The sequence below is a fragment of the Mycobacterium sp. 050272 genome (assembly GCF_039023525.1).
Taxonomy (GTDB): Bacteria; Actinomycetota; Actinomycetes; order Mycobacteriales; family Mycobacteriaceae; genus Mycobacterium.
Window position 1 is genome coordinate 887,306 of the sequence record NZ_JBCHKV010000001.1, and the last position, 26,913, is coordinate 914,218.

The 26,913-nt window shown below is 67.2% G+C and carries 25 protein-coding genes; 15 read left to right on the forward strand and 10 right to left on the reverse strand.

Features of this window, described 5'->3' with window-relative positions; genetic code table 11:
* Positions 1 to 182: 182 nt before the first annotated feature.
* Genes AAHS21_RS04355 through AAHS21_RS04380 form a run of 6 tightly spaced genes read left to right on the forward strand, consistent with a single transcriptional unit; the run spans position 183 to position 7,575 of the window.
* On the forward strand, positions 183 to 1,790 hold the full coding sequence (locus AAHS21_RS04355) for an SMP-30/gluconolactonase/LRE family protein (protein WP_342926439.1): 1,608 nt from the start codon (positions 183 to 185) through the stop codon (positions 1,788 to 1,790).
* Positions 1,790 to 2,539: a GntR family transcriptional regulator gene (locus AAHS21_RS04360; protein ID WP_342926440.1), complete on the forward strand. Its 750-nt coding sequence runs from the start codon at positions 1,790 to 1,792 to the stop codon at positions 2,537 to 2,539. Before AAHS21_RS04355 ends, AAHS21_RS04360 begins: the two co-directional genes overlap by 1 nt.
* Position 2,540: 1 nt before the next feature.
* Positions 2,541 to 4,139, forward strand: a complete 1,599-nt coding sequence (locus tag AAHS21_RS04365; protein ID WP_342926441.1) for an AMP-binding protein — start codon at positions 2,541 to 2,543, stop codon at positions 4,137 to 4,139.
* Positions 4,132 to 4,914: an SDR family oxidoreductase gene (locus AAHS21_RS04370; protein ID WP_342926442.1), complete on the forward strand. Its 783-nt coding sequence runs from the start codon at positions 4,132 to 4,134 to the stop codon at positions 4,912 to 4,914. The genes AAHS21_RS04365 and AAHS21_RS04370 overlap by 8 nt, the downstream gene beginning before the upstream one ends.
* Positions 4,911 to 6,386 (forward strand): AMP-binding protein, encoded by a 1,476-nt coding sequence (locus AAHS21_RS04375; RefSeq protein ID WP_342926443.1) that lies wholly within the window; start codon positions 4,911 to 4,913, stop codon positions 6,384 to 6,386. Before AAHS21_RS04370 ends, AAHS21_RS04375 begins: the two co-directional genes overlap by 4 nt.
* A gap of 28 nt (positions 6,387 to 6,414) precedes the next feature.
* Complete coding sequence (locus AAHS21_RS04380) at positions 6,415 to 7,575, forward strand: NDMA-dependent alcohol dehydrogenase (RefSeq protein ID WP_342926444.1); 1,161 nt, start codon at positions 6,415 to 6,417, stop codon at positions 7,573 to 7,575.
* On the opposite strand, the gene AAHS21_RS04385 is transcribed toward AAHS21_RS04380, so the two are convergent.
* Positions 7,572 to 8,057, reverse strand: coding sequence for an SRPBCC family protein (locus AAHS21_RS04385; RefSeq protein WP_342926445.1), 486 nt, complete (start codon positions 8,055 to 8,057; stop codon positions 7,572 to 7,574). The genes AAHS21_RS04380 and AAHS21_RS04385 overlap by 4 nt on opposite strands.
* Positions 8,058 to 8,122: 65 nt before the next feature.
* Here AAHS21_RS04385 and AAHS21_RS04390 point away from each other — a divergent pair, with 65 nt between their 5' ends.
* Positions 8,123 to 8,494 (forward strand): nuclear transport factor 2 family protein, encoded by a 372-nt coding sequence (locus tag AAHS21_RS04390; RefSeq protein ID WP_342926446.1) that lies wholly within the window; start codon positions 8,123 to 8,125, stop codon positions 8,492 to 8,494.
* A 43-nt stretch (positions 8,495 to 8,537) separates the two neighbouring features.
* Positions 8,538 to 8,762: a hypothetical protein gene (locus tag AAHS21_RS04395; RefSeq protein ID WP_036465859.1), complete on the forward strand. Its 225-nt coding sequence runs from the start codon at positions 8,538 to 8,540 to the stop codon at positions 8,760 to 8,762.
* A gap of 73 nt (positions 8,763 to 8,835) precedes the next feature.
* Here the strand turns inward: AAHS21_RS04395 and AAHS21_RS04400 are convergent, their stop codons facing one another.
* Positions 8,836 to 9,600 (reverse strand): DUF899 domain-containing protein, encoded by a 765-nt coding sequence (locus AAHS21_RS04400; RefSeq protein WP_342926447.1) that lies wholly within the window; start codon positions 9,598 to 9,600, stop codon positions 8,836 to 8,838.
* Between the two features lie 26 nt (positions 9,601 to 9,626).
* Positions 9,627 to 10,379, reverse strand: coding sequence for an SDR family oxidoreductase (locus tag AAHS21_RS04405; RefSeq protein ID WP_342926575.1), 753 nt, complete (start codon positions 10,377 to 10,379; stop codon positions 9,627 to 9,629).
* Positions 10,380 to 10,560: 181 nt separating this feature from the next.
* Here AAHS21_RS04405 and AAHS21_RS04410 point away from each other — a divergent pair, with 181 nt between their 5' ends.
* Together AAHS21_RS04410 and AAHS21_RS04415 are read left to right on the forward strand one after the other, a co-directional pair.
* Complete coding sequence (locus tag AAHS21_RS04410) at positions 10,561 to 11,517, forward strand: sigma-70 family RNA polymerase sigma factor (protein ID WP_342926448.1); 957 nt, start codon at positions 10,561 to 10,563, stop codon at positions 11,515 to 11,517.
* Positions 11,518 to 11,677: 160 nt separating this feature from the next.
* Positions 11,678 to 16,534, forward strand: coding sequence for a cation-translocating P-type ATPase (locus tag AAHS21_RS04415; RefSeq protein WP_342926449.1), 4,857 nt, complete (start codon positions 11,678 to 11,680; stop codon positions 16,532 to 16,534).
* On the opposite strand, the gene AAHS21_RS04420 is transcribed toward AAHS21_RS04415, so the two are convergent.
* The 3 genes from AAHS21_RS04420 to AAHS21_RS04430 all read right to left on the reverse strand — a co-directional run bounded on the left by AAHS21_RS04420 (position 16,531) and on the right by AAHS21_RS04430 (position 20,306).
* On the reverse strand, positions 16,531 to 18,090 hold the full coding sequence (locus tag AAHS21_RS04420; RefSeq protein WP_342926450.1) for an AMP-binding protein: 1,560 nt from the start codon (positions 18,088 to 18,090) through the stop codon (positions 16,531 to 16,533). The genes AAHS21_RS04415 and AAHS21_RS04420 overlap by 4 nt on opposite strands.
* Entirely contained in the window at positions 18,087 to 18,977 is an 891-nt protein-coding gene (locus tag AAHS21_RS04425) for an SDR family NAD(P)-dependent oxidoreductase (protein WP_342926451.1), read from the reverse strand. Before AAHS21_RS04425 ends, AAHS21_RS04420 begins: the two co-directional genes overlap by 4 nt.
* A gap of 135 nt (positions 18,978 to 19,112) precedes the next feature.
* Positions 19,113 to 20,306, reverse strand: a complete 1,194-nt coding sequence (locus AAHS21_RS04430; protein WP_342926452.1) for a GTP-binding protein — start codon at positions 20,304 to 20,306, stop codon at positions 19,113 to 19,115.
* Between the two features lie 112 nt (positions 20,307 to 20,418).
* Between AAHS21_RS04430 and rpmB the strand changes: the two genes are divergently transcribed.
* From rpmB to rpsR, 4 genes are read left to right on the forward strand one after another with little or no spacing between them, the layout of a single operon-like run.
* The gene (rpmB, locus tag AAHS21_RS04435; RefSeq protein ID WP_342926453.1) at positions 20,419 to 20,655 is read left to right on the forward strand and encodes a 50S ribosomal protein L28; all 237 of its coding nucleotides are present in this window, start codon (positions 20,419 to 20,421) and stop codon (positions 20,653 to 20,655) included.
* Positions 20,655 to 20,819: a 50S ribosomal protein L33 gene (gene rpmG / locus AAHS21_RS04440; RefSeq protein WP_342926454.1), complete on the forward strand. Its 165-nt coding sequence runs from the start codon at positions 20,655 to 20,657 to the stop codon at positions 20,817 to 20,819. The genes rpmB and rpmG overlap by 1 nt, the downstream gene beginning before the upstream one ends.
* Entirely contained in the window at positions 20,820 to 21,125 is a 306-nt protein-coding gene (gene rpsN / locus AAHS21_RS04445; RefSeq protein WP_342926455.1) for a 30S ribosomal protein S14, read from the forward strand. It begins immediately after the preceding gene.
* A complete protein-coding gene (gene rpsR / locus AAHS21_RS04450) occupies positions 21,126 to 21,374 on the forward strand; it encodes a 30S ribosomal protein S18 (RefSeq protein ID WP_342926456.1) in 249 nt (82 codons plus the stop codon).
* Here rpsR and AAHS21_RS04455 read toward each other — a convergent pair.
* From AAHS21_RS04455 to AAHS21_RS04465, 3 genes are all read right to left on the reverse strand, one after another.
* Positions 21,371 to 22,768 (reverse strand): aldehyde dehydrogenase family protein, encoded by a 1,398-nt coding sequence (locus AAHS21_RS04455; RefSeq protein ID WP_342926457.1) that lies wholly within the window; start codon positions 22,766 to 22,768, stop codon positions 21,371 to 21,373. The two genes, rpsR and AAHS21_RS04455, sit on opposite strands and share 4 nt — an antisense overlap.
* Position 22,769: 1 nt before the next feature.
* A complete protein-coding gene (locus tag AAHS21_RS04460; protein WP_342926458.1) occupies positions 22,770 to 23,861 on the reverse strand; it encodes a phenazine antibiotic biosynthesis protein in 1,092 nt (363 codons plus the stop codon).
* Between the two features lie 116 nt (positions 23,862 to 23,977).
* Positions 23,978 to 24,769: an SDR family NAD(P)-dependent oxidoreductase gene (locus AAHS21_RS04465; RefSeq protein ID WP_342926459.1), complete on the reverse strand. Its 792-nt coding sequence runs from the start codon at positions 24,767 to 24,769 to the stop codon at positions 23,978 to 23,980.
* A 212-nt stretch (positions 24,770 to 24,981) separates the two neighbouring features.
* Here AAHS21_RS04465 and AAHS21_RS04470 point away from each other — a divergent pair, with 212 nt between their 5' ends.
* On the forward strand, positions 24,982 to 25,971 hold the full coding sequence (locus AAHS21_RS04470; protein WP_342926460.1) for an amidohydrolase family protein: 990 nt from the start codon (positions 24,982 to 24,984) through the stop codon (positions 25,969 to 25,971).
* On the opposite strand, the gene AAHS21_RS04475 is transcribed toward AAHS21_RS04470, so the two are convergent.
* Positions 25,968 to 26,912, reverse strand: coding sequence for an oxygenase MpaB family protein (locus AAHS21_RS04475; protein WP_342926461.1), 945 nt, complete (start codon positions 26,910 to 26,912; stop codon positions 25,968 to 25,970). The two genes, AAHS21_RS04470 and AAHS21_RS04475, sit on opposite strands and share 4 nt — an antisense overlap.
* Position 26,913 lies beyond the last annotated feature (1 nt).

Here is a 26,913-nt window from a genome sequence, read left to right on the forward strand (position 1 = left end):
GCCAGATCTATCACCTGTTTTGTCCGGACAAAATATGGCATTCTGCCCGTTGGAGAACACTATTCCGATCGGCGGACTTGACTGTCAAGGCCGGGACGCGACACTTACGCGGCTATTGTCTGGACTAACACGAATTGATAACGTCCAGCCCACACGGCTGAGGGAAGGACCTGGGCGAGTCAATGGCGATGATCTCAACGCAGCCCTCGCGGTACCCGGTGACGCAGCCGGTGAACGTCGCCGAAGGTTGGGAGCTCGAACGAATCACCGCGCCCAGTCGGCTGTTCGGCGCCAACGGGTTGCGGACCGGCCCGGACGGTCGCATCTACATCGCCCAGGTCACCGGCAGTCAGATCAGCGCGCTGGATCCCCGCACCGGGGAACTCGTGACCACCAGCCCCAAGGGCGGCGACATCGTGGCGCCCGACGACGTCGCGTTCGACGCCAACGGCAACCTGTACGCGACCGAGGTGATGGACGGCCGGGTCAGCGTGTGCGACATCGGCGGCCGGACGCGGGTGCTGCGCGACGACGTGCCGTCGGCCAATGGCATCACCTTTCACCAGGGCCGGTTGTTCATCGGTGAATGCCGCGCGGGCGGACGGCTGCTGGAGCTCGACCTGGCGGGCGGACCGCCCCGGGTGCTGTTGGAGAACGTGCCCTCACCCAACGCGATGGAGGTCGGCCCGGACGGCCTGCTCTATTTCCCGGTGATGGGCGCCAACGAAATCTGGCGTATCGATCCTGACGGTGGCGAACCACAGTGTGTCGCAAGCGATCTCGGCGTGCCCGATTCGGTCAAGTTCGATGCGCGGGGCTATATCGTTTCCACGCAGGTGGCCAGCGGTCAGGTGCTGCGCATCGATCCCCGCAACGGGGAACGGCAACTGCTCGCCCAGTTGCATGCCGGCCTGGACAACTGCACCTTCGCCGGCGAGCAGCTGTTCGTCTCCAACTTCAGCGGCGAGATCACCGAGATATCGCCGCAGGGCACCACGAGATCCGTGTTGACCGGCGGACTCAACTGGCCGCTGGACCTCGCGGTCGGATACGACGGACAGCTCTACATCGCCGACGGCACATACTTTTACGTCGCGCTGCCCGACGGGTCCTTGCACACCGCGGGCATGCTGTTCAGCCCCGGCTATCCCGGATTCCTGCGCGGCGTTGTCGCCAGCGGACCCGGCGAGTTCGTCGTCACGACCTCCGGCGGTCAGGTCAGCCGCTACCGGCCCGAGACGGACCAAACCGAGTTGCTGGCAGACGGTTTCGATCAGCTCTATGGTGTCGCGCTGGGCCCCGGCGGTGTGGTGTTTGCGGAGCTGGGCACCGGCCGGTTGCTGTCGCTGCGGTCCGGCGGTATCGAGGTGCTGGCCACCGGCCTGCGTGAGCCGGTCGGCGTCGCGGTCGATGCCGACGGAACCTGTCTGGTCGCCGAGGCCGGTGCGGGCCGAGTGGTCAGGGTGGGCGGGTCGAAAATCGATACTGTTGTCGCGAATCTACAACGCCCGCAAGGCATTCTGGTACACGGCGGAGTGCTCTACATCGTGGATGCCGGCGCCAAGGAGTTGATCGCGTTCGATCTGAACGGTAGCGCACGGCGCACGATCGCATCCGGGCTGCCGGTCGGTCCGCCGCCCGGCATCACGCCCAAGCCGCTGCTGGGCATGCCGCCGTTTTCCGGACCGCAGGGCCCGTTCGCCGGGATCACCGCCGCGGCGGACGGAACGATCTACCTCTCGGCCGACGGCGACGGCAGCGTGCTGGCCCTGCGCAAGGACGGCGGCTGATGCCACAGATCATCGCGGGTGACCATCGCTACCTACAGATCGCACGCACGCTGCGTAAGGAGATCGTCGACGGCGTCTACCCGGTGGGCTCGCAGCTGCCGACCGAACACCAACTGTGCGAGCGCTTCGCGGTGAGCCGCTATACCGTCCGCGAAGCACTGCGCCGGCTGCGCGAGGACAACTTGGTCGCATCGCGGCCACGGGCGGGCACCCGGGTGGTGCCCCGGCCGGCATCGAGTTCCTATGCCCAGGACGCGATGTCGATCGACGATCTCCTCGCGTTCGCGTCCGGCGCGCAACTGACCATCGAATCCAACGCGATGGTGACGATCGACGAGGAGTTGGCCGCTGCGACCGGACTCGAGGTCGGCACCCAGTGGCTATCGGTACGCGGCTATCGGCAAGCCGACGGCGCGCCGGTGCCGATGTGCCGAACCGAGTACTACATCAGCCGCAGTTTCGCCGCGGTCGGCAGGCTGCTGCAACGCCATGCCGGCCCTATTTTTCCGCTGATCGAGGATCTGTTCGGTGTCAGTGTCGCCGCGTTGCATCAGGAGATCGCCGCCGTCTTGCTATCGCCGGAACTGGCCGACGGCCTCGGCGTCGAAGCGGGGACGGCTGCCCTGCAGATGCGGCGCACCTACACGACCTCCGACGGCGAGGTGGCCCAGGTGACGATCAACACTCACCTGTCGTCGAGGTTTCGGTACGCGATGACCATGCGTCGCGTCGCTGGTCAGGCCGGTTGAGGTGACCGCCCGGGCCCCGCAGGACACCACCGAGGCATACCGCCGCGGGCTCTGGGTGCGCACCACGCTGGCCGACTCGCTGCGCACCGCCGCCGAAATATCGCCGCAGCGAATAGTTCTGGTGGACAAGGACGTCCGGATGGATTGTGCCGCGCTGTACACGCAGGCCGGCGCGTTGGCAACCGCGCTGCTGTCGCGCATGCCGGCAGGCAGCGTCGTGTCGTTCATGCTGCCGAATTGGCATGAGGCCGCTGTCATCTATCTGGCCGCGACGCTGGCCGGGATGGTGGTGAACCCGATCCTGCCGTCGCTGCGCGACCACGATCTGCGTTTCATCCTCGAAGACGCCGATACCGCAATGATTTTCGTCCCGGGTCAATACGGCGGGCATGACTACGCGGCGATGCTCGACCGGGTGACGGCAGCGATGAGTCCGGCACCGGACGTGGTGGTGGTCCGCGGCGCCGGCCGTTCGCACACTCCCTACGCGGCCCTGCTGGCGGCGCAGCCGACACCCGATGCGGTGCTTCCCGAACTGGATCCCGATTCGGTGCGCATGATCCTCTACACCTCCGGCACCACGAGCCGCCCGAAAGGTGTGCTACACACTCATAATTCGATCCACGCCCTGATCTGTCAGATCCGCGACCACTGGATGATCGAGCCGGGCGACACGTTCCTGGTCCCGTCGCCGATCGCTCATATCGGTGGCTCCATCTATGCCTTCGAATGCCCGCTCCTGCTGGAGACGACCGCGGTGCTGATGGACCGATGGGAACCGTCGGAGGCCGTCGCCCTGATGGACGCCGAGCGATGTACCCACATGGCCGGGGCCACGCCATTTCTGCAGCAGCTGTTGTCTGCCGCCGAACAAGCCGGGACCCGGCTGCCCGACTTGAAGGTGTTCATCTGCGGTGGCGCGTCCGTGTCGCCGACGCTGATCCGCCGTGCCGCAGCGTATTTCAGTCGTGCCGTGGTGACCCGGGTGTACGGGTGCACGGAAGTGCCCGTCATGACGGTCGGCGCTCCGGGGCCCGACGAAGCCGACTACGCGGCGGACACCGACGGCAGACCCGGGATCGCCCGGATCAAGCTCGTCGCGCACCAGTCCGCACCCGCCGGTGACGGGGAAATCTGCGTGCGCGGACCTCAGATGCTGGCCGGTTACCGCCACGCGCAAGACGACTCCTTCGATGCCGCGGGCTTTTTCCGCACCGGGGACCTCGGACGCTGGGTAGACGACCGGTACCTCGTCGTGACCGGCCGAGCCAAGGATGTCATCATCCGCAGCGGCGAGAACATCTCGGCCAAAGAGGTCGAGGACCTGCTCGCCGACCACCCCGGCATCGCCGAGATCGCGGTCGTCGGGCTGCCCGACGAGCGCACCGGCGAGCGGGCATGCGCGGTGATCGTTCCCGCGGGCACCGCCGCCCCGGACGTCGCGAGCCTGCTTGCGCTGCTGGTGAGCAAGGGTGTCGCCAAATTCAAGGCACCCGAGCAGGTCGTAATCACCGATGCGCTGCCGAAAAACGACGCGGGCAAGGTCCTCAAGCATCAGATCCGAGCGTCTTTGACCAAGGCGGGAACCGAGGATGGGTGAGATGCAGGTCGCAATCATCACGGGGGCCAGCAGCGGTATCGGGTTGGGCTGCGCGACAAAGCTCGCCGAGATGGGCATGGCGGTCCTGGGCACCGGCCGCGACCCGGATCGGCTCGCCGCGCTCGAAAGGACGATCAACGATCCGGATCGGGTAGCCACCCTCGCGGTCGACTTGACCGATGATGACGCACCGCGACGCATCGTGGATCTCGCGGTGCGGCGCTGGGGTCACATCGACTTCCTGATCAACAACGCCGGAGTGGGCAGCCCCAAACCGCTGCACGAAACCGACGACGAAACCCTGGACTACTTCTTGGGTTTGATGTTGCGGGCACCGTTTCGGCTCGCACGCGACGTGCTGCCGCGCATGGCGCCGGGCTCGGCGATCGTCAACGTGACATCGACATTCGCCGTCGTCGGCGGCCTGCGCGGCGGCGCCTACTCCGCCGCCAAGGGCGGGCTGACCGCGCTGACCACCCACATCGCCTGCCAGTACGGCGCGTCGGGCATCCGCTGCAACGCCGTAGCGCCCGGGGTGACGGTGACACCGATGGTCGAGAAGCGATTGCAGGACCAGCGATTCCGCAAAATCAACACCGAGATGACCCCGCATCAGCGGTTGGGCCGCGTCGACGACATCGCCAGCACCGTGGCCTTCCTGTGCTCACCGGGCGGAAGTTTCATCAACGGCCAGACGATCGTCGTGGACGGCGGGTGGAGTTCGACGAAGTATCTGTCGGACTTCGCGCTGGAATCACGGTGGACCGAGCAATGAACCTGTTCGCGCTGCTCGATCAGGCCGCGAGCCGGTTCCCCGATCGCGGCGCCGTGTATCACGGAAGCCGCCGAATCTACACCTGGATTGAGTTGCGCAACCGGGTGTTACGGCTGGCGGCGTCGATCCGGCAGCAGCACGGTGCGGATGCGCGAATCGCGATCGCGACCCACAACTGCCCCGAGATCATCGAATTGATGTTCGCGATCTGGGCCGCCGAATGCGTCGTCGTCCCGGTCAACTTCAAGCTGCATCCGCTCGAGATGGCGCAGATCTTCCAGGATGCCGGCGTCGCGCAGGTGTTCGCCTCCACCAAGATCGGCGCCGACCTCGCGCCGATCGTCACCACGCGCACGGAAATCATTGGCTCGAAGGACTATTCACGACGATTCAGTGCCACCCCGTCGACGCCGCCACCGCACACCGACCCGGCCGCACTGGCGTGGCTGTTCTATACCAGCGGCACCACCGGGCGATCCAAGGGTGCGATGCTGTCGCACCGCAACCTCACGGCGATGACCGTCGCACACCTCGCCGACATCGACGCTGTCGACGAGGACTGCAGCCTCGTGCACGCGGCGCCGATGTCGCACGGCTCCGGCCTCTATGTCCTGCCGTACGTGCTGCGCGGCGCCCGTCAGGTGGTGCCCGAATCCGGTTCCTACGATCCCGCGGAGTTCCTCGATCTCTGCGAACACCACCGGGCCGTCAGTGCATTTCTGGCTCCGACGATGGTGCAACGACTGGTCGACACGGGCCGCGGCCGTCCGGCCAATCTCAAGATGATCGTCTACGGCGGCGGGCCCATGTACGTCGAAAGCCTGCGCAAAGCGATCGCGGCATTCGGGCCGATCTTCGCGCAGATCTACGGGCAGGGCGAGTCCCCGATGACGATCACCGGGTTGCGCGGTGTCGATCACGATTGCGACGACGACGCGATTCTGGGTTCGGTCGGTTATGCGCGGTCGGGAATGGAGGTCGCGGTGCTGCTTGGCGACGACAGCCCGGCGCCCACCGGCGAGATCGGCGAAATCGTCTGCCGCGGCGACGCGGTCATGTCCGGATACTGGCGCAATCCCGACGCGACCGACGCCACGCTCAAAGACGGCTGGCTCTACACCGGCGACATGGGTTCATTCGACGCGCGCGGTTTTCTGACGCTGCGCGATCGTTCGAAAGATGTTGTCATCAGCGGCGGAAGCAATATCTACCCCCGCGAGGTGGAGGAGGTGCTGCTCGAGCACCCCGGCGTTGCGGAGGCGTGCGTGGTCGGCACACCCGACGCCGAGTGGGGCGAGGTGGTGGTCGCGTTCATCGTCGGCGCGGTCGACCCCGCCGCCTTGGACGCGCACCTGCTGCGGCGCATCGCCCGCTTCAAACGGCCCAAGCGTTACGAATTCGTCGACGAGCTACCGAAAAACAGCTACGGCAAGGTACTCAAGCGGAAACTGCGCGCCAGCCTGGCGCAGTGAGCCGTGACGAAAGATCAAGGAGGTCACAATGAAGTGTCGTGCCGCTGTGATTCGCGGAGTCGGCCAGGACTGGGAGATCGGCGAGATCGAACTTGACCCGCCCCGCGCCGGTGAAGTCCTGGTGCGGATGGCCGTCGCCGGAATCTGCCACTCCGACGACCATCTGTTCACCGGCGACGTGTTGCCGACCGCCGAGGTGCGGGCCGCGACGGGAATCCCTGAGCCGGACTGGTTCCCGATGATCGGCGGTCACGAGGGCGCCGGTGTCGTCGAAGAGGTCGGGCCGGGCGTGACGACGGTGCGGCCGGGCGATCGGGTGGCGATGTCGTTCATTCCCGCGTGCGGGGATTGCCGGTTCTGCGTGAACGGGCAGAGCTACATCTGCGATGCCGGCGCAAGTCTGTTCTCCCGAGAGATGCCGACCGACGGAACGTGCCGCCGCCATCTCGGCGACGAAAACCTGATGGCTTACGGTCAACTCGGCACGTTCGCCGAGTACGCGGTCCTGACGGAGAGGTCGGTCATCAAGATCGACGACGCAGTCCCCTTCCATGCCGCCTCGCTCGTATCGTGCGGGGTCAGCACCGGCTGGGGCTCCGCGACGGTGACGGCCGGCACCCAACCCGGTGACACCGTGGTGGTCATCGGCACCGGTGGCGTCGGGATGAACGCCCTGCAGGGAGCGCGCGCCGCCGGCGCAAAATATGTCGTCGCGGTGGATCCGGTTGAATACAAGCGGGATTCGGCGAAGATTTTCGGTGCTACGCATGCCGCCGCCTCCGCCGAGGAGGCGACACCCCTGGTCGGCGACATCACCGCCGGCGTGATGGCCGACCGCGTCGTCCTGACTCCCGGTGTTCTGCACGTGGAGCTGATTCCCCTGGCCATGAGGTTGCTTCGCAAGGGTGGGACCTGCGTGGTCACCGGCATCACTCCGTACACCGAGGCGATGGTTCCGCTGGTCCTGCAGGAGATGGTGCTCTCGGCAAAGCAACTCAAGGGAGCGCTGTACGGCGGCATGAATCCGCGCACCAGTGTGCCGCTGCTGTTGTCGATGTACCAGGCCGGCGCGGTGAAGCTCGATGAGTTGGTCACTCGCCACTATCAACTCGACGAGATCAACGACGCGATGACGGATCTGCGCGAGGGCCGCAACATTCGCGGCGTGATCGACTTCGCCGGCGTCTAACCATCCGTCGCTCGGGCGGATTCGAAATGCTCCCGGATGCCGGCCAGCATCTTGCGGTGCGCTTTGACGCCCTCGCGCCGAGTGATCGGGGCCAACAGCCGGGGCGCCGATATCCGGATCCGCTCGGTGAGCCGGGTGCCGACTATCGGCTCCTGGATCGGCTCGAAGCTCACCATTCCGCGCAGGCGCACCCCCGGGGATTGATCGGCCTCGGTGAGCACGTAGCCGCTATGGCGGACGTGCAGGCACGCCTGGTAAGTAATCTCCTTGGTGAAGGGCCCCAACGGAATTCGATCGACCACCCGGTAGCTCTGCCGGTAGCCATCCGGCGTTTCGCTGCGCTCGAGTGACTCCACCGACACGATCAGCGGGTGCACGAGTTTGATGCTGTCCAAATCCACATAGAAGTCGCGCACCGCATCCGGCGGGGCGGGCACATCTTCTGACAGCGCGTGTTCGGAGTGCGCGGTCCACAAACTCATACCGAAGAACCTAGCCCTGCCACCGCGGCGCGCTTACCGTGGACCCAGCAGCGAGCGGAGGCGACATGAGCACGCACGGTCAAGTGGTCGAGCGCTACCTGGAATGCCTGGCCGCTCACGACTGGCAGGGACTGGCCGACACGATCGCCGACGAAGGACTGACCCGGGAGGGCCCGTTCTGCGATGTCATTGAAGGCAAGGCGCACTACGTCGCCTACTTGCGCAAGGTATGCACCAATCTCGCGGGCCATCGGTTACACGTTGCGCGGGTCTCCCACGTCGACTCCCGGGTGTCCTACGCCGAGTTGTCCGAGACATTCGAGATCGATGACATCGCGACGACGTGGCCCGAGTGCATCCTGTTCGAGCAAGACCAACACGGCCTGATCTCTCGGGTCAGCGTCTATTTCAAGCAGCGCCACGCCGACAGCACATAGACGTCTATTCCCTCACCCGAGTAATTGACCTAACGTGTCATGGATGGAGGCAGATGCAACTCCGGAGTCGGTTGCGGTCGAGAAATTGCACTCGGGCGACCCGATCACCGATTGTGGCCAGCGGTACATTGTTCTCGAATCAAAATCCCTCGGCGATAGCTGTGTCGTTCTCGAACTGGAGTCCCGGGTGGACCACCAGCTGCAGGTTATCGAGAAGTCGTTCCCGGCCGGATACCAGGTCGACAGGGCGCACCACCGAATTTTGTAGAACGAATTCACGCGTCGGAAAATAATGCGCGAGTAGCCGTTGGACGGCTACCGCGCATTCGTGTTTTTCGCACCTAATTCCGGCCAATTCGGCGTCCCGTTGGGTCGGCGCGCGGCGGCCGCTGATCGGCGGGATCGTTGGGATCGGGTTCGCCGAACCATCGCGACGGCTCGTGCTGTCCGTAGGCGTCGTGCCAGTCCCACCACTCGTAGGGTGCCGACTGCGGGTATCCCGACGGCGAATCCTCCCAGGCCTCCTGACGCCCGCGCGCCGTCATATCCAGGAAGCTCCACGTGTTGCCCAGCACCTCGTCACCCCGGTTGTTGATGAAGTAGGTGCGAAAGATCCGGTCGCCGTCATGGATGAACGCGTTGGTGCCGTGCCATTCGTGCACGCCGAAGTCGACGTCAAAGCTGTCGGTGATCGTGTACCACGGCATGTGCCAGCCCATCCGCTCCTTGAGGCGCTCGATGTCGGGCTGCGGTGCCCGCGACACGAACACCAGGGTGGTGTCGCGGGCATTGAGATGAGCGAGGTTCCCGACGTGGTCGGCGATCATCGAGCAGCCGCGGCAGGCATGGTCGGGCCAACCGTGCACGTCGGGTCCGAAGAAGGCGCGATAGACGATCAGCTGACGCCGGCCTGCGAAGAGCCCCAGCAAGTTCACCATGCCGTCGGGTCCCTCAAACTGGTACTGCGCCTGCACGGCCAGCCAGGGCATGCGCCGTCGCATCGCCGCCAGCGCATCGTGGGCCCGCAGCACCTCCTTCTCCTTGACCAGCAGTCGTTGGTGCTCGGCCTCCCACTCCTGGGCCGACACGATCGGTGGTGTGTCCATTGCGTTGTCCGCCTTTCGATTTGGTGTCAGGACAGGGACGACAAGCCCGACGCGGTGAGCAGATAGGCGCCGTGCTGTCCGGGCTCGGCGCCGGCGATCGCCGATACCGACGTGCCGACCAGTTCGGCGGTCAGCGCGGGTCCGGTCGATGCGACGAAGGTGTCGAGATCGACGCCTTGCCGCTCGGCGTAAGCCGCCGCGGCCGTGGCGCCCAGCTCGGTGGCCGCCGTCAGGCGCGGCAGCACCGAGACGAAGGTGATCCCCAACCCGGCCCGGTCCGACTCCCCGGCCGCATAGCTGCCGATGAACTTGACGGTCGATTTCGCGCCCGCGTATCCGCCCGACAGTGGCGACCCGTTGACCGCGGCGCCGCTGGACATCAGGATGACCGAGCTGCCCGGCGCCAGCGGGCGCTGCAGCGCGTAACGGGTCCAGTGAAACGCTTGTGCGACATCCACATTCCAGTTGGCGCTGAAGGTTTCCCAGCTGTGCTCCTGCAATGGGCTCATCTGCGGGGCAGCCCCGGCGCACAACACCAGCGTGCGCGGCGCGTACTTGTCGATGAGCGCACTCGCCGTGGCCGAATCGGCGGCGTCGGCGACCACCGGGACGAAGGAATCGCCAAGTTGGCCACGGACCTCGTCGAGCAGCGCGGCCGTGCGTGCGACGCCGACCACCTCGACACCGGCCTCGGTCAGCGCGGTCGCGATGGCGCGACCGAATCCCCGGCTCGCCCCGGTGACGATCGCGGTGCTGCCGGCAAGAGTCTCGTTGGGCATCTCCGTACTCGCTTCCTTGTTGAACTCCGCCGGTGCAACGCCGGCGCGGCTAGACATCCACTAGTCCAGATACGGCGCGTCGACCGAATTCATCGCCGCGACACCGATGAATTTCGCCGGCTCGACGGCTCGGTAGAAGGAGTAGCGTTTCGGCCCACCGGCGAGACATAGGAGTGCGACCGTGCCGGCTCAGGAAGATTTCATCGAGCACGCGGCCCCGTTTCGCGGCGAGTTGATCGCGCACTGCTACCGGATGCTCGGCTCGGTGCACGACGCGGAAGACCTCGTCCAGGAGACCTACCTGCGCGGCTGGCGTGGTTATCAGGCGTTCGAGGAGCGCGCCGCGCTGCGCACCTGGCTGTACCGGATCGCGACCACCGCATGCCTGCGCGCGCTGGAGAACCGCGCCCGGCGCGTACTGCCGGCCGGTCTGGGCGACAGCTCGGTGGACCCGGACGCCGATCTCGAGGCCGGCGCCGGTGCCCATCAGTGGCTGGAGCCGATCCCGGACACCCGTGCGTTCGCGACCCCGGAAGACACCGTGACGGCGCGGCACAGTGTGCGGCTGGCCGTGATGACGGCGCTGCAGGAACTGCCCGCGCGACAGCGTGCCGTCCTGATACTGCGTGACGTGGTGCAGTTCAGCGCCGCCGAAGTTGCCGAACTCCTGGACACCACCCCGGCCTCGGTCAACAGCGCGCTGCAGCGGGCGCGGGCCCGCCTCGCCGAGGTCTCCCCCAGCGAGGACGCCGCGGCCGAGCCCGACGATGCCCAACGCCGCGAATTGCTCGACCGCTACTGCGCGGCATTCGAAAACGCCGACATGGCCGCGCTGGCCGAGCTGCTGCAAGCCGACGTGAAACTCGAAATGCCGCCGGTGCCAGTGTGGTTCACCGGCCGCGACACCGTGATGGAATTCCTTGCCGCACGCGCCTTTACGACGGCCGGCGACATTGTGATGGTCCGGACTGCCGCGAATGCGCAACCCGCCGTGGCCGAGTACCGCCGCGCCGACGACGGCGTTATGCGGGCCCATTCGATTCACGTCATCACCGCGGCATCCGGCCGAATCGCCGCCATCACCGTTTTTCTCGACCCGACGTTGTTCGCGACGTTTGATTTGCCATCCAGCCGGTAAACTTCCCAGGGGACGCGATTACACCCGCTGTTAACCCAGCGAATCCCCACCCACCAAAGTCGTTGGTGTCGTCGCACGGCCTGCCGTCGCCCGCAGATGTGGACAGGTCCCCAGCACCCCAGGATTATTAGCGCGACGAACGCATTTGAAGGATGACCGAATGAAGATTCCGGGTGTAACCAGCGTTGTCGCTGGTCTCACCGACGGAGCAGCCCAGCTGGTGAAAGCCGGCGTGTCGACTGCCGCCGGCGCTGCGGGCGCGGTGCAGCTCTTGGCGAGCCCGGTCGTCGAACTTGCCGGACCCGTGGTGCAGTCGATGGCCGGCTCCACCACCCGGGCGCTCGGGATCAACCCTTCGTCGAACGGATCTCCCGCTCCGATCACCCCTCCGGTGCGCTGGCAGAGCGGTCGGCGAGTGCATCTGGACCTGGATCCGTTGCTGCCCTTCTCGCGCTGGTACGAGTACTCGGCGGTCGTCGAGGAACCGGTTCGCCGGATTCCGGGCGTGGCCGAAGCCCATGTCGAGGGATCGCTGGGCCGGCTGGTTTTCGAACTCTCCGACGACGCCGAAGACTACGACGCCGTCCTCGACGAGGTGGGCTCGACGGTGGCGGCCATTGCCGCCGACCTGGCTTCCACCAAGTCCGACGTACCGATTTCCGCGCCGTTCGCCGACCCGGGCAATCCGCTGGCGATTCTGGTGCCGCTCACCTCGGCGGCCATGGACATGGTCGCGATGACCGCCGCCGTCACCGGCTGGGTGACCCGGCTGCCCGCGGCGCCGCAAACCACCCGGGCCGCGGCCGCCCTGATCAACCATCAACCGCGCATGGTGGCGGTGCTGGAGTCGCGGCTGGGGCGGGTGGGCACCGACATCGTGCTCGCCGCCACCACCGCGGCGGCGCACGGCCTCACCCAGTCGTTCGGCACCCCGCTGCTCGATATGACCCAGCGGACCCTGCAGATCACCGAGGCGGCGGCACACCGTCGGGTGTGGCGAGAGCGGGAACCGCAGCTAGCCTCGCCCGAGCGACCGCAGGCCCCGGTGGTTCCCGTCATCTCCTCGGCCGGACCCAAGTCGCACCTGCCCCGGCACAGCTGGGCCGCCGCCGCGGCGGGCGAAGCCTCGCACGTCGTGGTCGGCGGGGCCATCGACGCTGCGATGGACACCGAGAAGGGCTCGATGGCCGGGCCGGTGGAGGCCTATGTCGAATCGGCGGCCAATGGCTCGTTGATCGCCGCGGCCAGTGCGCTGGTGGCCGGCGGTGGCACCGAAGACGCGGCCGCCGCGATCGAGGCCGGGGTGCCCCGGGCCGCGCACATGGGCCGCCAAGCGTTCGCCTCGACGCTGGGTCGCGGGCTCGCCAACGACGGGCAGCTGGTCCTCGACCCGGGCGCACTGCGCCGGTTGGACCGGGTGAAGGTGGTCGTCATCGACGGTGCGGCGCTGCGCGGTGACCACCGCGCCGTGCTGAAGTCGATCGGAGAAGCACCCGGCTGGGACGACGACCGGGTCTACGAAGTCGCCGACGCGTTGCTACACGGCGAAGAGGCGCCCGAACCCGATCCCGACGAGTTGCCCGCCACCGGTGCACATCTGAGATGGGTTCCGGTGCAAGGCCCATCGGCCACCCCGGCGCAGGGCCTCGAAAGCGCTGACCTGATGGTCGACGGCGAATGCGTCGGCAGGGTCGAGGTCGGCTGGGAAGTCGACCCATACGCGATCCCGTTGCTGCAGACGGCGAATCGGACCGGGGCCCGAGTGGTCTTGCGGCACGTGGCCGGCACCGAGGATCTGACCGCGAGCGTGGCCGCGACGCATCCGCCCGGCACCCCGCTGCTGACCGTGGTACGTGACCTGCGAGCCGACCGCGGCCCGGTGCTGCTGATCACCGCGGTGCACCGCGACTTCGCGTCGACCGACACGCTGGCCGCCTTGGCGATCGCCGATGTTGGTGTGGCACTTGATGATCCACGCGCCGCCACACCCTGGACCGCGGACATCATCACCGGCACCGACCTGGCCGACGCGGTGCGGATCCTGTCGGCGATTCCGGTGGCCCGCGCGGCCAGCGAGTCGGCGATTCACCTTGCCCAGGGCGGTACCACGCTGGCCGGGCTGCTGCTAGTCACCGGCAGCGAGCAGGAGCGGCCCAAGAACCCGGCCAGCTTCCGCCGCTGGCTCAACCCGGTCAACGCCGCCGCGGTCACCGCGCTGGTGGCCGGAACCTTCTCGGCCAGCCGGGTTTTGCGCCTACCCGACCCAACCCCGCAACCGCTTACCGCCTGGCACGCGCTCGACCCGGAGATCGTGTACTCGCGGCTGGCCGGCGGGTCGCGACCATTGGCCGTCGAAACGCTGACCCCGTCGTGGCGTCGCCGGCTCGATGACCTGTCCTACAGCCCACCCTTCGCCGGCCTGCGCGCACCGCTGCACAACCTGGCGCGGTTGGCTGCGGCGACGCGCGTCGAGCTCTCCGATCCGCTGACCCCGATTCTGGCGGTGGGCGCGGCCGCATCGGCCATCGTCGGCAGCAACATCGACGCACTGCTGGTCGGCGGCGTCATGACTGCCAACGCGATAACCGGTGGGGCACAACGCTTGCGGGCCGAGGCGGCGGCCGCCGAGCTGTTCGCCGAGCAAGACCAGCTGGTGCGCCGTGTCGCGGTCCCCGCGGTGGCCACCACCCGGCGTCGCCTGGAGGCGGCCCAGAACGCCACCCGCACGGTCACGGTGTCCGCCAAGTCGCTGCGGCCCGGCGACGTCATCGACCTGGCCGCCCCGGAGGTGGTTCCGGCCGACGCGCGCCTGCTGGTGGCCGAGGACCTCGAGGTCGACGAGTCGCTGCTCACCGGGGAGTCGCTGCCGGTGGACAAGCAGGTGGAACCCGTCGCCGTCAACGACCCCGAGCGCGCGAGCATGCTTTTCGAGGGCAGCACCATAGTTGCGGGCCGCGCCCGCGCAATCGTCGTGGCCACTGGCGTCAATACCGCTGCGCACCGGGCGATTTCGGCGGTTGCCGACGTCGAAACGGCGGCCGGGGTCCAGGCCCGGCTCCGCGAGCTCACTTCCAAGGTGCTGCCGTTGACCCTGACCGGCGGTGCCGCGGTGACCGCGCTGGCGTTGCTGCGCCGTGCCTCGCTGCGCCAGGCCGTCGCCGACGGCGTCGCGATCGCGGTGGCCGCCGTGCCGGAGGGCCTGCCGCTGGTAGCCACGTTGTCTCAGCTCGCGGCCGCCCAGCGGCTGACGTCGCATGGGGTGCTGGTCCGCTCGCCGCGCACGATCGAGGCGCTGGGCCGGGTGGACACCGTGTGTTTCGACAAGACCGGCACGCTCACCGAGAACCGGCTGCGCGTGCTGTGTGCGATGCCGCACGATGCTCGCCCGGGCGATCCCTTCCCCGAGGCCGAGGATCCGCGCTCGGCCGCGGTCCTGCGCGCGGCGGCCTGGGCGTCCCCCCAGCCCCAAGACGGTCAGGGCCACGCACACGCCACCGACGAGGCGATCATCACCGCGGCGAGCTTCCTTCTCACCAAGAATAATTCGGGGTGGCAGCTAGTGGCCGAGGTGCCGTTCGAGTCCAGTCGTGGCTATGCCGCCGCGATCGGCACCCTGAGCGCGGACGCCGACAAGCCGGTGCTGATGCTCAAGGGCGCGCCCGAAGTGGTGCTGCCCCGCTGCCGCTTCGCCGACCCGGAAGCCGATCGTGCGCACGCCGAGTCGGTGGTGCACAGCCTCGCCGAGCGGGGATTGCGGGTGTTGGCGGTGGCCCGACGACCCTGGCCCAACGGGACCACTCACGACAAGGACACCGACGTCGAGGCCGTCGATGCCACCGCGCAGGACCTGGAGTTGTTGGGCTACGTCGGTCTGGCCGACACCGCCCGCGCGTCGTCGCGCCCGTTGATCGAGGCGCTGGAGGCGGCCGGGCGCGACGTGGTGCTGATCACCGGGGACCACCCGATCACCGCGCGGGCGATCGCCCGGCAGCTGGGACTGCCGGCGGATGCGCGGGTCATCACCGGCGCCGAGCTGGCCGGTCTGGACGAGGACGCCGCCGCCAAGGTCGTCTCCAACGTCCAGGTGTTCGCTCGCGTCAGCCCCGAGCAAAAGGTGCAGATCGTGGCCGCGCTGCAGCGCTGCGGGCGGGTGACGGCGATGGTCGGCGACGGTGCCAACGACGCCGCCGCCATCCGGATGGCCGACGTGGGCATCGGCGTGAGCGGCCGCGGTTCGTCGGCCGCTCGTAGCGCCGCCGACATCGTCCTGACCGATCGCGATCTGTCCGTGCTGCTCGACGCGCTGGTGGAGGGCCGCAGCATGTGGGCCGGCGTTCGCGACGCTGTCACGATCCTGGTCGGCGGCAACGTCGGCGAGGTACTGTTCACCATCATCGGCACGGCGTTCGGCCAGGGCCGCGCGCCGGTCGGAACCCGTCAGCTGCTGCTGGTGAACCTGCTCACCGACATGTTCCCCGCGCTCGCGGTTGCCGTCACGTCGCAGTACGTCGAGCCCGACGAGACCGAGTACGAATCCGAGGAGCAGGCCGAAAAGGCCCGCGCCGCACACCGACTCGCGGTGCTGACCGGTCCCACGCCGTCGCTCGACGCGCCGCTGATGCGCCAGATCGTCACCCGTGGCGTCGTGACGGCCGCCGGTGCGACGACCGCCTGGACGATCGGGCGCTGGACCCCCGGAAGTGAACGCCGCACGGCGACAATGGGTTTGACCGCGCTGGTGACCACGCAGCTGGCCCAGACACTGCTGACCCGCCAGCACAGCCCGCTCGTTGTGGCGACCGCACTGGGCAGCGCCGGGGTGCTGGTCGGCATCGTGCAAACCCCGGTGGTGAGCCAATTCTTCGGGTGCACACCGCTGGGACCGGTCGCCTGGTCGGGCGTGATGGGCGCCACCGCCGGTGCCACCGCGATCTCGTGGCTGGCGCCCAACTGGCTGAACAAGGCCATCGGTGTCATCCAGCCCGACGCCGAGGGCGAAGACGAGCCGCAGGCCTAGGTCGCCAGTTCCCTTCGGATGACCTTGCCGGCGGGATTACGCGGAATGCTGTCGACGACGTGGATGTCCCTGGGCTGTTCGAAACGAGAAACTTTGTCCTTCAAGTATTCCCGTAACGCTGCCACGTCGATCTGACGCTGGGGGCGGGCGACGATGAACGCCGCAAGCCGGCGGCCGAATTGTTCGTCGGGCACCCCGACGACCGCGTTCTCGGCGACGTCGGGATGGGCGGCGAGCGCGTTTTCCAGCGCACGCGGATACACGTTCTCACCGCCCGACACGATCATGTCGTCCTCGCGGCCGACGATGTACAGTCGGCCCGCGTTATCCAGATAGCCCATATCTCCGGTGCTGGTCATCTGGTCGATGACGGTCTTGTCGGCGCCGCCGATGTAGCCCTTGGTCGTCAGCTCGCCGCCTACGAAGATGCGGCCGGTGACTCGCGGCCCGACGGCTCGGCCGTTTTTGTCGAAGATGCGAACGGGGCAGCCCGCGACGGGCCGTCCCACCGTGTCCGGGGCACGGCGCAATTCGAAAGGTGTTGCCAGGGCGCCGATCCCCACCTCGGTGGAACCGTATCCGTTGTAGAGAATCTCGCCGTAGCAGTCCATGAACCGCCGCGCGAGGCTGGGGTCGAGGCGATCGCCACTGGATATCACGACCTGCAGCGCCAACGGGTTTCGCATCCGAACCCGGCTGGGCAAGTCCAAGATGCGCGACAGCATGATCGGGACCACGCTGAGTGCATCGGCGCGCTGCAATGATGCCTGGGCGAGCGTCGCCTCGGCATCGAAGCGCCGACGGGTCAGGACCGTGCCGCCCAGGCTGATCGTGAGCATCAGCATGCCCAGGCCAAGGCCGTGAAACATTGGTACCGCCACCGCGATTCGCGACCCGACGCGAAGCCCGGTGCGCTCGAGAATCGTCATGCCGACACCCACGCCCGAACTCATCCGCGGCATCCGCGGAACGCCCTTGGGCACACCGGTGGTACCCGAGGTCAGCAGAATCAACCGTCCCGACTCGACGACGCGTGGACGCCGCGCGCCCGGCCGAGTCTGCACGGTCGCCGGATCGATCACACCCACCGACGGTGCGGCGTCGGCGACTCGCTCGGTGAACTCGTTGTCGCAGAACATGTTTCTGACCTGGTGTGAACTCAGCGCACCCGCGAGAGCCGTGCTGCGAAATTCCGTGTTCACCAGCACCACGTCGGCTCCGACCAGGGACGCGGCGAACACCGACGCGGCGAAGTCACGGCCGTTGCGGCACATGATCCCCACAGCCTCGCCCGGCCCGGCACCGTCGCGCACGAGCTCGTGCGCGAGGGCCTCGGTCCTGGACTGCAGTTCCCGGTAGCTCAGTGCCCCGTCGTCGTCGATGATCGCCGTGCGCTCGGGCCAGCGCGCCGCCGCGACGGTCACCAGCGTGGACAGGTTAGTGCCGCCGCGATACAGCTCGCGGATCAGCCGCAGCGCTGCGATCGGGGTGGGCACGCTGAGCAGCCGCGACGACACCAGGGCCCGGGCCGTCGTGGCGACCACACCGTCGGTCATCCCTGGTCCTTTCGCCCGCGCGAGTCGGCGAAAAACCGGCGATGCCACAACCGGGCCGCCCAATCGGCGGGACCTGCCAGCAGCACCGAGGCCAGCTCGGCCGGAAACACCCAGGGCGGCTCGTTGGTGCGCGGGCGCTCGATGATCGCCTTGGCGATGGCGTCGGCGGCCTGGCCGGGCGACAGACCGGGAAGTCGGCCCAGTATGGGCGTCGGGGCGATCATCCGGGTTCGAACCAGGGCGAAGTAAACCGACGTGACGTCCACCCCGTCGGCGTGCAGTTCCGGCGCCACGCTGCGCAGCCAGCGATCGAAGGCGCCCTTGGACGCCTGATACGCGCCCCATTGCGGCCCTGGCACCACGCGCACGCCGACACTCGACACGTTCACGACGAGGCCGCCGCCGTTTTCCCGCATGGCCGGCAGCAGTCCCAGCAGCAACCAGATCGGCCCCAGGTAGTTGATGTCGATGGTGCGCTGGAAATCGTGCGGGCGGTCGTATTGCTGATGCAGCGAACGGCGCAGCGATTTACCGGCATTGCTGACGACGATGTCGAGCGGGCCGTGATTCTCGGTGATCTGCTTGGTCAGTCCGTGGACGGCGTCCTGGTCGCTCAGATCCGTCGGGTAGGCGAAGGCGTGCCCGCCGCCGGCGTTGATCGCCGCGGCGAGGTCGTCGAGCCGTTCCGCCGAGCGGGCGACGACCAGCACCGTCGCCCCGGCCGCGGCCAGCCTGCGGGCAGTCGCCTCCCCGATCCCATAGGAAGCGCCGGTGACCAACACCGTCTTGCCCGAAACCGCGGCGCGCAGCTTGTCGGGGTCCCCCACCCGCGCCGGGTTGGCCAATCGGTCCGTCGCCGTCTTAATGGCCTGGCCTAACAAGTTCACCTTCACACCGCATTCACCGAGATGGCGTGCCGAGTCCTGGTGCAGCGCTGCTTTCCCAACGCCGTGCGACTCGTAACCTACAGCTACCAGACCGCCCTCACCGGCCGAACCCCGGTACCGGCCGAAGGTGTTAGTTCACGACTCCCGACGGTCGGCGTCGCTCGCGACTTCTTCGGCGGCCGCCGGGGATTCGTCGCAGGGGTCCGCATGCCAGTCGCCGAACGGGTCCGGGTAGCCGCCCCACTCGCGCGGTTGGGCCATCTCCGCGTCGGTGAGCAACGCCCCGTGCAAGGCATCGAGAAGATCGGGCGGCTCTGCGCCGCAGACCAGCACGGTCATCGCCGTATGCCGATCACCGAAGCGGTACTCCCACTGCAACTCGGCGAACAGGCGCCGTTCGGCGTCGACATCGGCGGCCTCCTGCGCGGTCATGGCCGCCAGCCATTTCCCCGCACCGGCGACCCGCAGACCGCCGCCGGCGGACTCCATCCACATGACCTGGTCGGGCCGGCTGGCCAGCCAGAGCCGCCCGCGGGTGCGCACCACCCCGGTCAGCAGCAGATCCACGGCGGCGTGCAAGCGCTCGGGGTGAAACGGGCGGCGGGCGTTGAACTCGACGATTCGCACCATCCCGTCGGCGCCCAGCGGCGGCCGGCCGGCCAGCAGCCAACCGTGCGGATGATCGCTGCGACCCCGTCGCGAGTCGTCGTCCAGGTTCGCCAGCGCCAGGTCGACGTGCTCGAGCCCCACCGTGATCCGCGCCCGCGGAGCCAGCCTGCGCAGCACGGCCAGCGTCACCGGCTCCGGACGCGTCAGCACCAAAAGATCGGCGAACTCCGCCTGGCCGACGACGACCTGCGCCATTGTGCGACCGTCGCGCAACACGGCGTCACCCAGTGCGCGGGAAAGCCAGGTGTGGGCGTCGATACACGTCACCACCCCGGCGATCGCCACGTCCAGGGCGGCCGGGCCGTCGGCGTAGCCGGGGCCGACACGCACCCGGACGTGGTTGATCGCGACGCAGATGGGTTCGGGTTCCAGCCACTGCGACAGATGCACGACGATGCGCTCGACTCCGGCGTGGCGGGCCAGCTTGCGCAGCAGTATCAGCAGGTCGTTGCGGACGGTGCAGGACACACACCCGTGCGCCAGCTCCAATGCTTCTTCGGCGGTGGTCAACTCGCCCTTGCACAACATGGCCGTCGAGCGCCGCACCACGTGGCCGTCGAAGCGGTGCTCGACGACCACCGTTGCAGGCCGGCGCAGGAACGCCCCCGCCACCGCGTCGGTGTCGCCCTGACCCGCAACCAGCACTACCGGCGTCCGCATCCCAACTCCTTATTGCAAATGGTTTTCAATAACGCCTGCGCCACGGTACAGTGCCGGACAGACGTTGTCGAAAATGATTTTCAATAAGGCCGATCGTCATAGAGGAGGCGCGATGTCCAAGCACTGTCAGGTCACCGGCCGCACAGTCAGTTTCGGCAATTCGGTGTCGCACTCACATCGCCGTACCTCGCGGCGGTGGTCGCCCAACATCCAGACCAAGACCTATTACCTGCCCTCGGAGGGCCGGCGTATCACGCTGCGGGTGAGTGCCAAGGGCATCAAGGTCGTCGACCGCGACGGCATCGAGGCCGTCGTCGCGCGACTGCGCCGCGAAGGTCAGCGGATCTGATGGCGCGCAATGAGATTCGCCCTACCGTCAAGCTGCGCTCAACGGCCGGCACCGGCTACACCTACATCACCCGCAAGAACCGCCGCAACGATCCCGACCGGCTCACGCTGCGCAAGTACGACCCGGTGGTCCGGCGCCACGTCGAGTTCCGGGAGGAACGCTGAATGGCCAAGAAATCCAAGATCGTCAAGAACGACCAGCGCCGCGCGATCGTGGCCCGCTACGCGGAGCGCCGCGCCGTGCTCAAGCAGATCATCCACTCTGCGGCAAGCACTCCCGAACAGCGGCTGGCCGCGCAACAGGCGCTGTCTCGACAGCCTCGCGACGCCAGCGCGGTGCGGGTACGCAATCGCGACTCGGTCGACGGTCGTCCCCGCGGGCACCTGCGCAAGTTCGGCCTGTCCCGGGTGCGGGTGCGCGAACTGGCACACGAAGGGCAACTTCCCGGCATACGAAAGGCCAGTTGGTAGATGACCGCCAAGAAGATCCGGCCAAGCCGTACCCAGCCAGTCGAGAAAAAGAAGAACCTGTTCAGCAGCCTCGGTATCAAATACGTTGACTACAAGGATGTTACGACGCTGAAGATATTCCTCTCCGAACGGGGCCGGATCCGGTCTCGCCGCGTCACCGGCCTGACGGTGCGCCAGCAACGGCAGGTGGCCACCGCGATCCGGAATGCCCGCGAGATGGCACTGTTGCCTTACATCGCCGAGCGCTAGTCCCGGATGAAGCCCTTGTTGCGCATCAGCACGTCGGCCAGGAACCCGTCGTGTGGGATCTCGGGCGCGCCATAGAAGGTCGGATGGTTCCCGCGGTAGACATTGCTGATGGTGGGGTCACCGAGCACCTCGTCGATCAGGTCGTCGTCACCGGTAATTACGTTGATTACCAACGATTGTCGCAGCGGCGTCAGACCGTCGGCGCGCGACCACGGCGACACCCACACGCACGGGAACGCCAGTTCGACGTTGAGCTTGTCGACATCGGGCTCGGCCAGCAGATGCACGGCCGGGCGCAGCGCGGCATAGCCGTCACCCACCCCGGCGACGACCTGGTCGGCGCCGAGCAGCGCGGTGGTGCCGGCGGCCTTGGTGGCCAGATAGTCGGCCAGCGCCTGCGCCTTGGCAACGGGCTGGGTGGGCAGGATCGCCCGCTCGTCCTCGGTGGGCAGTGGCTCGATCGCGGCCAGCCGGTCGGCAATCGCGGCAGCCAGCGGGGTGGGGTCGCCCTCGAAGAGCACGGCGGTGGTGTTGACGCACGCCATACCACCGAGATTCGCGATCGAGTCGACGATCAGATCGAGATAGTCATGCCAATCGCGATCGGCGGTGATCAGGATCTTGGCCCGACCCGGCCCGTTCACCATCACCGTCGGATCGACGGCGTACTTGTCGACGACGTCCTGGCCGCCGTACACCATCGCGAGGTCGGCGCAGCGGATGATCTCGTCGGCTCCCCCGTGATCGGTGGGCAGGAAGATCACATCTTCGGGCCGGAATCCGGCCTGGCGCAAGGCACTAACCAGTCGGTGCCCGGTGAACGGTTCGCGACGGGACGGGCGCACCGCGACCCGGTAGCCCAGCGCGAGCGCCTGGGGCCACAGGCCGTGCACGCCCGGGCCGTTTCCCGCGGCGTGCACCGCGAATATCTCGCCACGCCGTGTCCAGACCGCACTGCCGGCACGGGTGCGTTCCTCGCGCCAGTCGCGAGCCGCGCCGACCGGCTGAGCCGGGTGCACCGCGTCGAAGGCATGCGCGACGGCGTCCGCGACGTTGCGGGCCCCGGCCCGGGTGACCACGATCGGCACGCCCGAAATCCGGCTCGCCAGTTCGACATAGGCGTCGAAGCTCAGGCCGCCGATCTGCGCGGTCCGGAAGATGTCGGCCGCGGCGGCCAATGCCTTTTCCCGCTCCGCGACCGGCAGCGGCGCGACCTTGCGCTGCGCGCCGATGGCGCGCGACACGTAGAGCGCAGGTACCAAACTCAGTTCGGCGACCGGCACCCCTGCGGTGGTGGCCACGATCTCACGGTTGCGGGTTCGGTACTCGCCGCTAGGCCCGAGCGCGTCGAGCAGCACTAAATCGGCTGTCACACTCGGGGTTTCACCGTACATCTCAGTACACGCCCTCGATGACGGCCTCACCCTCGAAAGTCGCGACCGGCCGTACCGCGCTGACCGAATCGCTGAGTTGCCCTGCGGGGCCGGGCATCCGGATCGCCATGTCGCGTTCCAGGTTGTTCGGCAGAAACATGCCCTTGCTGATGTGGTTCATCACCACCTGGCCCAGTTCGCCGTAGGGCACCTGCTCTCCGGTGTCGGGATCGATCACCCAGAACACGACGTACGGTGTCCGCGGATCGAAGACGAATGCGTCGCCGTCGGTTCGGGTGACGGCCTGCGACAGGATCATCGTGCTGCCGAACGCCATCGTGATCGTCGTCTCGGGGAAGATGTCGCGCAACAGGTCCAGCGTGTCCGCGTCCACGTGCGCGCCGCTGAGCAACAGATAGCGAATCTTGGCGTTCACCAAGTCCACCAGGTCGTCGTTGCGGGCAATCGCCTCCAGCAACGGCGGAGTGGCGTGCAGGTTAGCGACGTTCTGCGTCTGCAGCACGTGCTCCGCCTGCTCGAGGACGTGGTCGACATAAGCGGCGACTTCTCCGGCGGCATTGCGCGCGGCGATCTTCTTCACCCAGCGGGGATCGATGTCGATCGCATGAAACGCCGAGCCGAGCCGCTCGGCGACCAGGCGCGAGAAAAAGCCCACGCCGTGCGGACCGCTCGGCATCAGGCACAGGAAGCCCCGGCCCCGCTGGAAGCCGCCGGTGGCGAAGTCCTCGGTTTGCCACTCGATGACTTGTGCGACCCAATCCGGAAGCTGCGCAGTACGTTTCGGAGCCCCGGTGGTGCCGCCGGATTCGAAAACCTGCGGTACCGGCGGCGGGGAGCCGTATCCCCGCGGGATCAGATCCTCAACCGGCACCGTGCGCAACTCGCTGAGCAGGTTGGGGAACAATCGCAAATCGGTGAAGGTCTTGACGTCCGTCAACGGATCGAAGTCCAATGTCTCGGCGGTCCGCAGCCAAAAGGCGGAGCCGGTGTCCGCACCGAAGTGCCACGCGATCGCCGCGCGCAGGTAAGCTTCCGGGTCGTCGACCGGGGCCGATCTCGGGACGTCCAACAACGAAAAGTCGATATCGGCCATGCCTTCGATCCTGTCTTATGCCGGTTCCGCCCGCCACGCAGGCTCGGACCTCACCGGGCATACAGACACTGAACGTTAGCCGATGGCGCGGCGAATTCCGCGTGGCCGCAAGGTTTTCAGCGGGCCCCCTGGGTGGTGCTCGCACTGCGCAGCCAGGCCGTCATCGCCTCGTTGAAGGCCGGATAGATGTCGCGGTAGGTACCGTCGCGCTCGGCGTAACGGAAATTCTTGACACGCTCCACGACGATCTCGTCGGCCAGGGGTTCCGTCCGCAGCAGCGACATCGTCTCCGCGACATAATCGTCGAGCGGCATCGCCCTCGGGTCGAATCCGCGCTCGCCGCCCTGCAGCGCGGTCTGCACATGCGGCGGAATGATTTCGATGACCTGGATCGCGGTGTCACGAAGCTGGAAGCGCAGCGACTGCGTGTAGGAGTGCAACGCGGCCTTGGAGGCGCAATAGGTCGGCGTGAGCGCGCTGGGCATGAAGGCCAGCCCCGAGGTCACGTTGAGGATCGTGGCACGCGGCTTTCGCAGTAGCGCCGGGAGCAATGCCGAGGTGAGTCGGATCGGGCCGAGCAGGTTGATCGCGATGCTCTGCTCCGCCAGGCCGACGTTGCTGGCGGTAAGGTCCTCGACGCGCTGCGTGCCGGCGTTGTTGACCAAGACGTTGAAGTCGGGATAGCGGTCCGTCAGCTCGACGGCGAACCGCCGCACGTCGGCCGCGTCGGATTGATCCAGCGACAGGTAGCCGATGCCGGGGTTGGCCTCGACGACGGCCTGCAGCAGCTGGCGACGGCGGCCCGCGATCACTACCTGGTTGCCGAGCCGATGGAACGACTCCGCCAAACCGCGGCCGATTCCGCTGCCGCCGCCTGTGACCAGAACGGTATTACCCGTCATTTCCATCGGTTGTGCTCCTCACGCTCGGGCTGACGTAGCGGGATGCCGCAATATGCCTTGAGGTAACCACGAGTTTCCGCCGGAGTCACCACCCTTCAGACCAACTCGCCCAGTATGCGCCGTAGACATACTCGCTATGCAGAATATTCATTTCACAAATAACTGTCCGGAGCGCAGAGTCGAACGGAGACCGAGAAATCCGACAGTGAGGAACGCCGATGCGCTACATCGCCTTGGAGGAAGCATTTTTCATCCCCGAGCTGGCCGAGCGTCAGCCCACCACGCAGCATCAGCAGCTGCAGAAGCGCATGACGACGCAATGGGCCCAGCGCTGCGAACTGCGGCTCCCCGACTTCGGCGAACACCGGCTGGCCGAAATGGACGATGCCGGCATCGACATCCAGGTGCTCTCGCTGACGTCGCCTGGCCTGCAGGTCGACATCGACGCCGAACATGCCCGTGACAACGCGCGCTTCGCCAACGACTACCTGGCGAAGGCCATCGGCGAAAATCCGGACCGCTTCCGCGGATTCGCGGCGTTGCCCTTGCAGGATCCCGCCGCGGCGGTGACCGAACTGGAACGCGCCGTCACCCAAGACGGATTCTGCGGCGCCCTGGTCAACGACTGCATCACCGGACCCGGCGGTCGCTACCTGGATGCGCCCGAATACGACGAGCTGTGGGCGGCGGTCGAATCCCTTGGCGTACCACTGTATTTGCACCCCGGCGCACCGCCGGCCGATCACTGGCGGGTCATCGAGGGGCGGCCCGAGCTGTACGGCGCAACCTGGAGCTGGGCACCCGAGGTCAGTGGACATGCGCTGCGGATTCTGTTCAGCGGCGTATTCGACCGCCATCCCGCGGCGACGATGATCTTGGGGCACATGGGCGAGTTTCTGCCGTTCCAGCGCAGCCGCATCGACTCCCGGTTCGCCTCGACGTTGCTCTCCGAGACCAGCACGCTGCGGCGCGCGCCCTCGGAGTACCTCGGCACCAACGTCGTCTTCACCAACAGCGGCGTGTTCTCGCCCGCGGTGATGCTCGGAGCCGTGCTGGAGGTCGGGGCTGAGGCGTTGATGTTCTCCATCGACTACCCCTACGAATCCTCTTACGAAGCCGTCCAGGGATTCGAACAGACGACGCTGTCCCCCACCGACCGCGAGAAGATCGCACACGGCAATGCCGAACGGCTGCTGCGAATCACCTAGCCGGCGCGGTTGTGCAGCCGGCGCGGATCGACGCCCGCCCGCCGCCACGCCGTCACCGCCCAGGGCGTGTAGAGCAACCAGAGCGGAAGGCGGTTGAGCACCGGATTCAGCGCGCGCACGACCGCCGCAAAACGCTGGAATCGCTTCTCCTTCTTGGCATCCCACTCAAGCTGGCACACCTCGCGCATTTGTGGCGGCATGGTTCCGACCAGCACGAGACGGGTGTAGGCATTCAGCGGCGAGGACAACACCTTCCAGATGCCCTTGGGCATCCAACGCGGTCCGGGAATCCCCTTGCGGATGTAGCCGGTGCCGTACAGGACGGTCTTGTGCGGCACGAACCGCTCGAGCATGTCGTCCCAATAACTGACGAAGTCGGCGTAGGTTTGCGGCTGGCCGCGCCCACTGACGCCGTAGAGGCTGTACCAGACCTTGCCTTCGTCGAAGATCTGTTGCTTCTCCGCGTCCGACAGCCGCCGGATGAACGTGTCGGTGTTGTAGATGACCTGGTCGACGAAAGTCGCGTGCGCCCAATAGAACAACTCGGGGTTCAGCGCGTGGTACCGCGAGCCATCGCTGATCGTGCCCTTGATCGATTTGTGGAAGTCGCGGACCTTGCGACCCCACTCGTAAGGATCGTCGGAGTAGACGGTCTTCATCAACGGCGGCGCGGTTCGCTTGGCGCGGCCCAGCGTGTCGCTGAAGATCACCGAGTGATCGAGCACTCCCTGGGCAAGCTGCTCGATGCAGTTCTCCACACCCGCGACGCGCTGGAACCCGAAGAATTGGGTGCGGTGGTCGCCGTAGAACTTCCAGATCAGGGAATCGGGCCCCAGCCGCGGCGCGGTCTCGGCGATCTCCTCCTCGACTAGCACAGGGACGGCTTCGCGGACACCGATGTCGAAACGGGTGCCGGCCAACTGGTCGTTCTGGGCGGTCATG

Coding starts and splice junctions, on each gene's coding strand:
- AAHS21_RS04355 (WP_342926439.1), top strand. CDS start 183: ATGGCGATGATCTCAACGCAGCCCTCGCGGTACCCGGTGACGCAGCCG.
- AAHS21_RS04360 (WP_342926440.1), top strand. CDS start 1,790: ATGCCACAGATCATCGCGGGTGACCATCGCTACCTACAGATCGCACGC.
- AAHS21_RS04370 (WP_342926442.1), top strand. CDS start 4,132: ATGGGTGAGATGCAGGTCGCAATCATCACGGGGGCCAGCAGCGGTATC.
- AAHS21_RS04375 (WP_342926443.1), top strand. CDS start 4,911: ATGAACCTGTTCGCGCTGCTCGATCAGGCCGCGAGCCGGTTCCCCGAT.
- AAHS21_RS04380 (WP_342926444.1), top strand. CDS start 6,415: ATGAAGTGTCGTGCCGCTGTGATTCGCGGAGTCGGCCAGGACTGGGAG.
- AAHS21_RS04385 (WP_342926445.1), bottom strand. CDS start 8,057: ATGAGTTTGTGGACCGCGCACTCCGAACACGCGCTGTCAGAAGATGTG.
- AAHS21_RS04390 (WP_342926446.1), top strand. CDS start 8,123: ATGAGCACGCACGGTCAAGTGGTCGAGCGCTACCTGGAATGCCTGGCC.
- AAHS21_RS04395 (WP_036465859.1), top strand. CDS start 8,538: ATGGAGGCAGATGCAACTCCGGAGTCGGTTGCGGTCGAGAAATTGCAC.
- AAHS21_RS04400 (WP_342926447.1), bottom strand. CDS start 9,600: ATGGACACACCACCGATCGTGTCGGCCCAGGAGTGGGAGGCCGAGCAC.
- AAHS21_RS04405 (WP_342926575.1), bottom strand. CDS start 10,379: ATGCCCAACGAGACTCTTGCCGGCAGCACCGCGATCGTCACCGGGGCG.
- AAHS21_RS04415 (WP_342926449.1), top strand. CDS start 11,678: ATGAAGATTCCGGGTGTAACCAGCGTTGTCGCTGGTCTCACCGACGGA.
- AAHS21_RS04420 (WP_342926450.1), bottom strand. CDS start 18,090: ATGACCGACGGTGTGGTCGCCACGACGGCCCGGGCCCTGGTGTCGTCG.
- AAHS21_RS04430 (WP_342926452.1), bottom strand. CDS start 20,306: ATGCGGACGCCGGTAGTGCTGGTTGCGGGTCAGGGCGACACCGACGCG.
- rpmB (WP_342926453.1), top strand. CDS start 20,419: ATGTCCAAGCACTGTCAGGTCACCGGCCGCACAGTCAGTTTCGGCAAT.
- rpmG (WP_342926454.1), top strand. CDS start 20,655: ATGGCGCGCAATGAGATTCGCCCTACCGTCAAGCTGCGCTCAACGGCC.
- rpsN (WP_342926455.1), top strand. CDS start 20,820: ATGGCCAAGAAATCCAAGATCGTCAAGAACGACCAGCGCCGCGCGATC.
- rpsR (WP_342926456.1), top strand. CDS start 21,126: ATGACCGCCAAGAAGATCCGGCCAAGCCGTACCCAGCCAGTCGAGAAA.
- AAHS21_RS04455 (WP_342926457.1), bottom strand. CDS start 22,768: ATGTACGGTGAAACCCCGAGTGTGACAGCCGATTTAGTGCTGCTCGAC.
- AAHS21_RS04460 (WP_342926458.1), bottom strand. CDS start 23,861: ATGGCCGATATCGACTTTTCGTTGTTGGACGTCCCGAGATCGGCCCCG.
- AAHS21_RS04465 (WP_342926459.1), bottom strand. CDS start 24,769: ATGGAAATGACGGGTAATACCGTTCTGGTCACAGGCGGCGGCAGCGGA.
- AAHS21_RS04470 (WP_342926460.1), top strand. CDS start 24,982: ATGCGCTACATCGCCTTGGAGGAAGCATTTTTCATCCCCGAGCTGGCC.
- AAHS21_RS04475 (WP_342926461.1), bottom strand. CDS start 26,912: ATGACCGCCCAGAACGACCAGTTGGCCGGCACCCGTTTCGACATCGGT.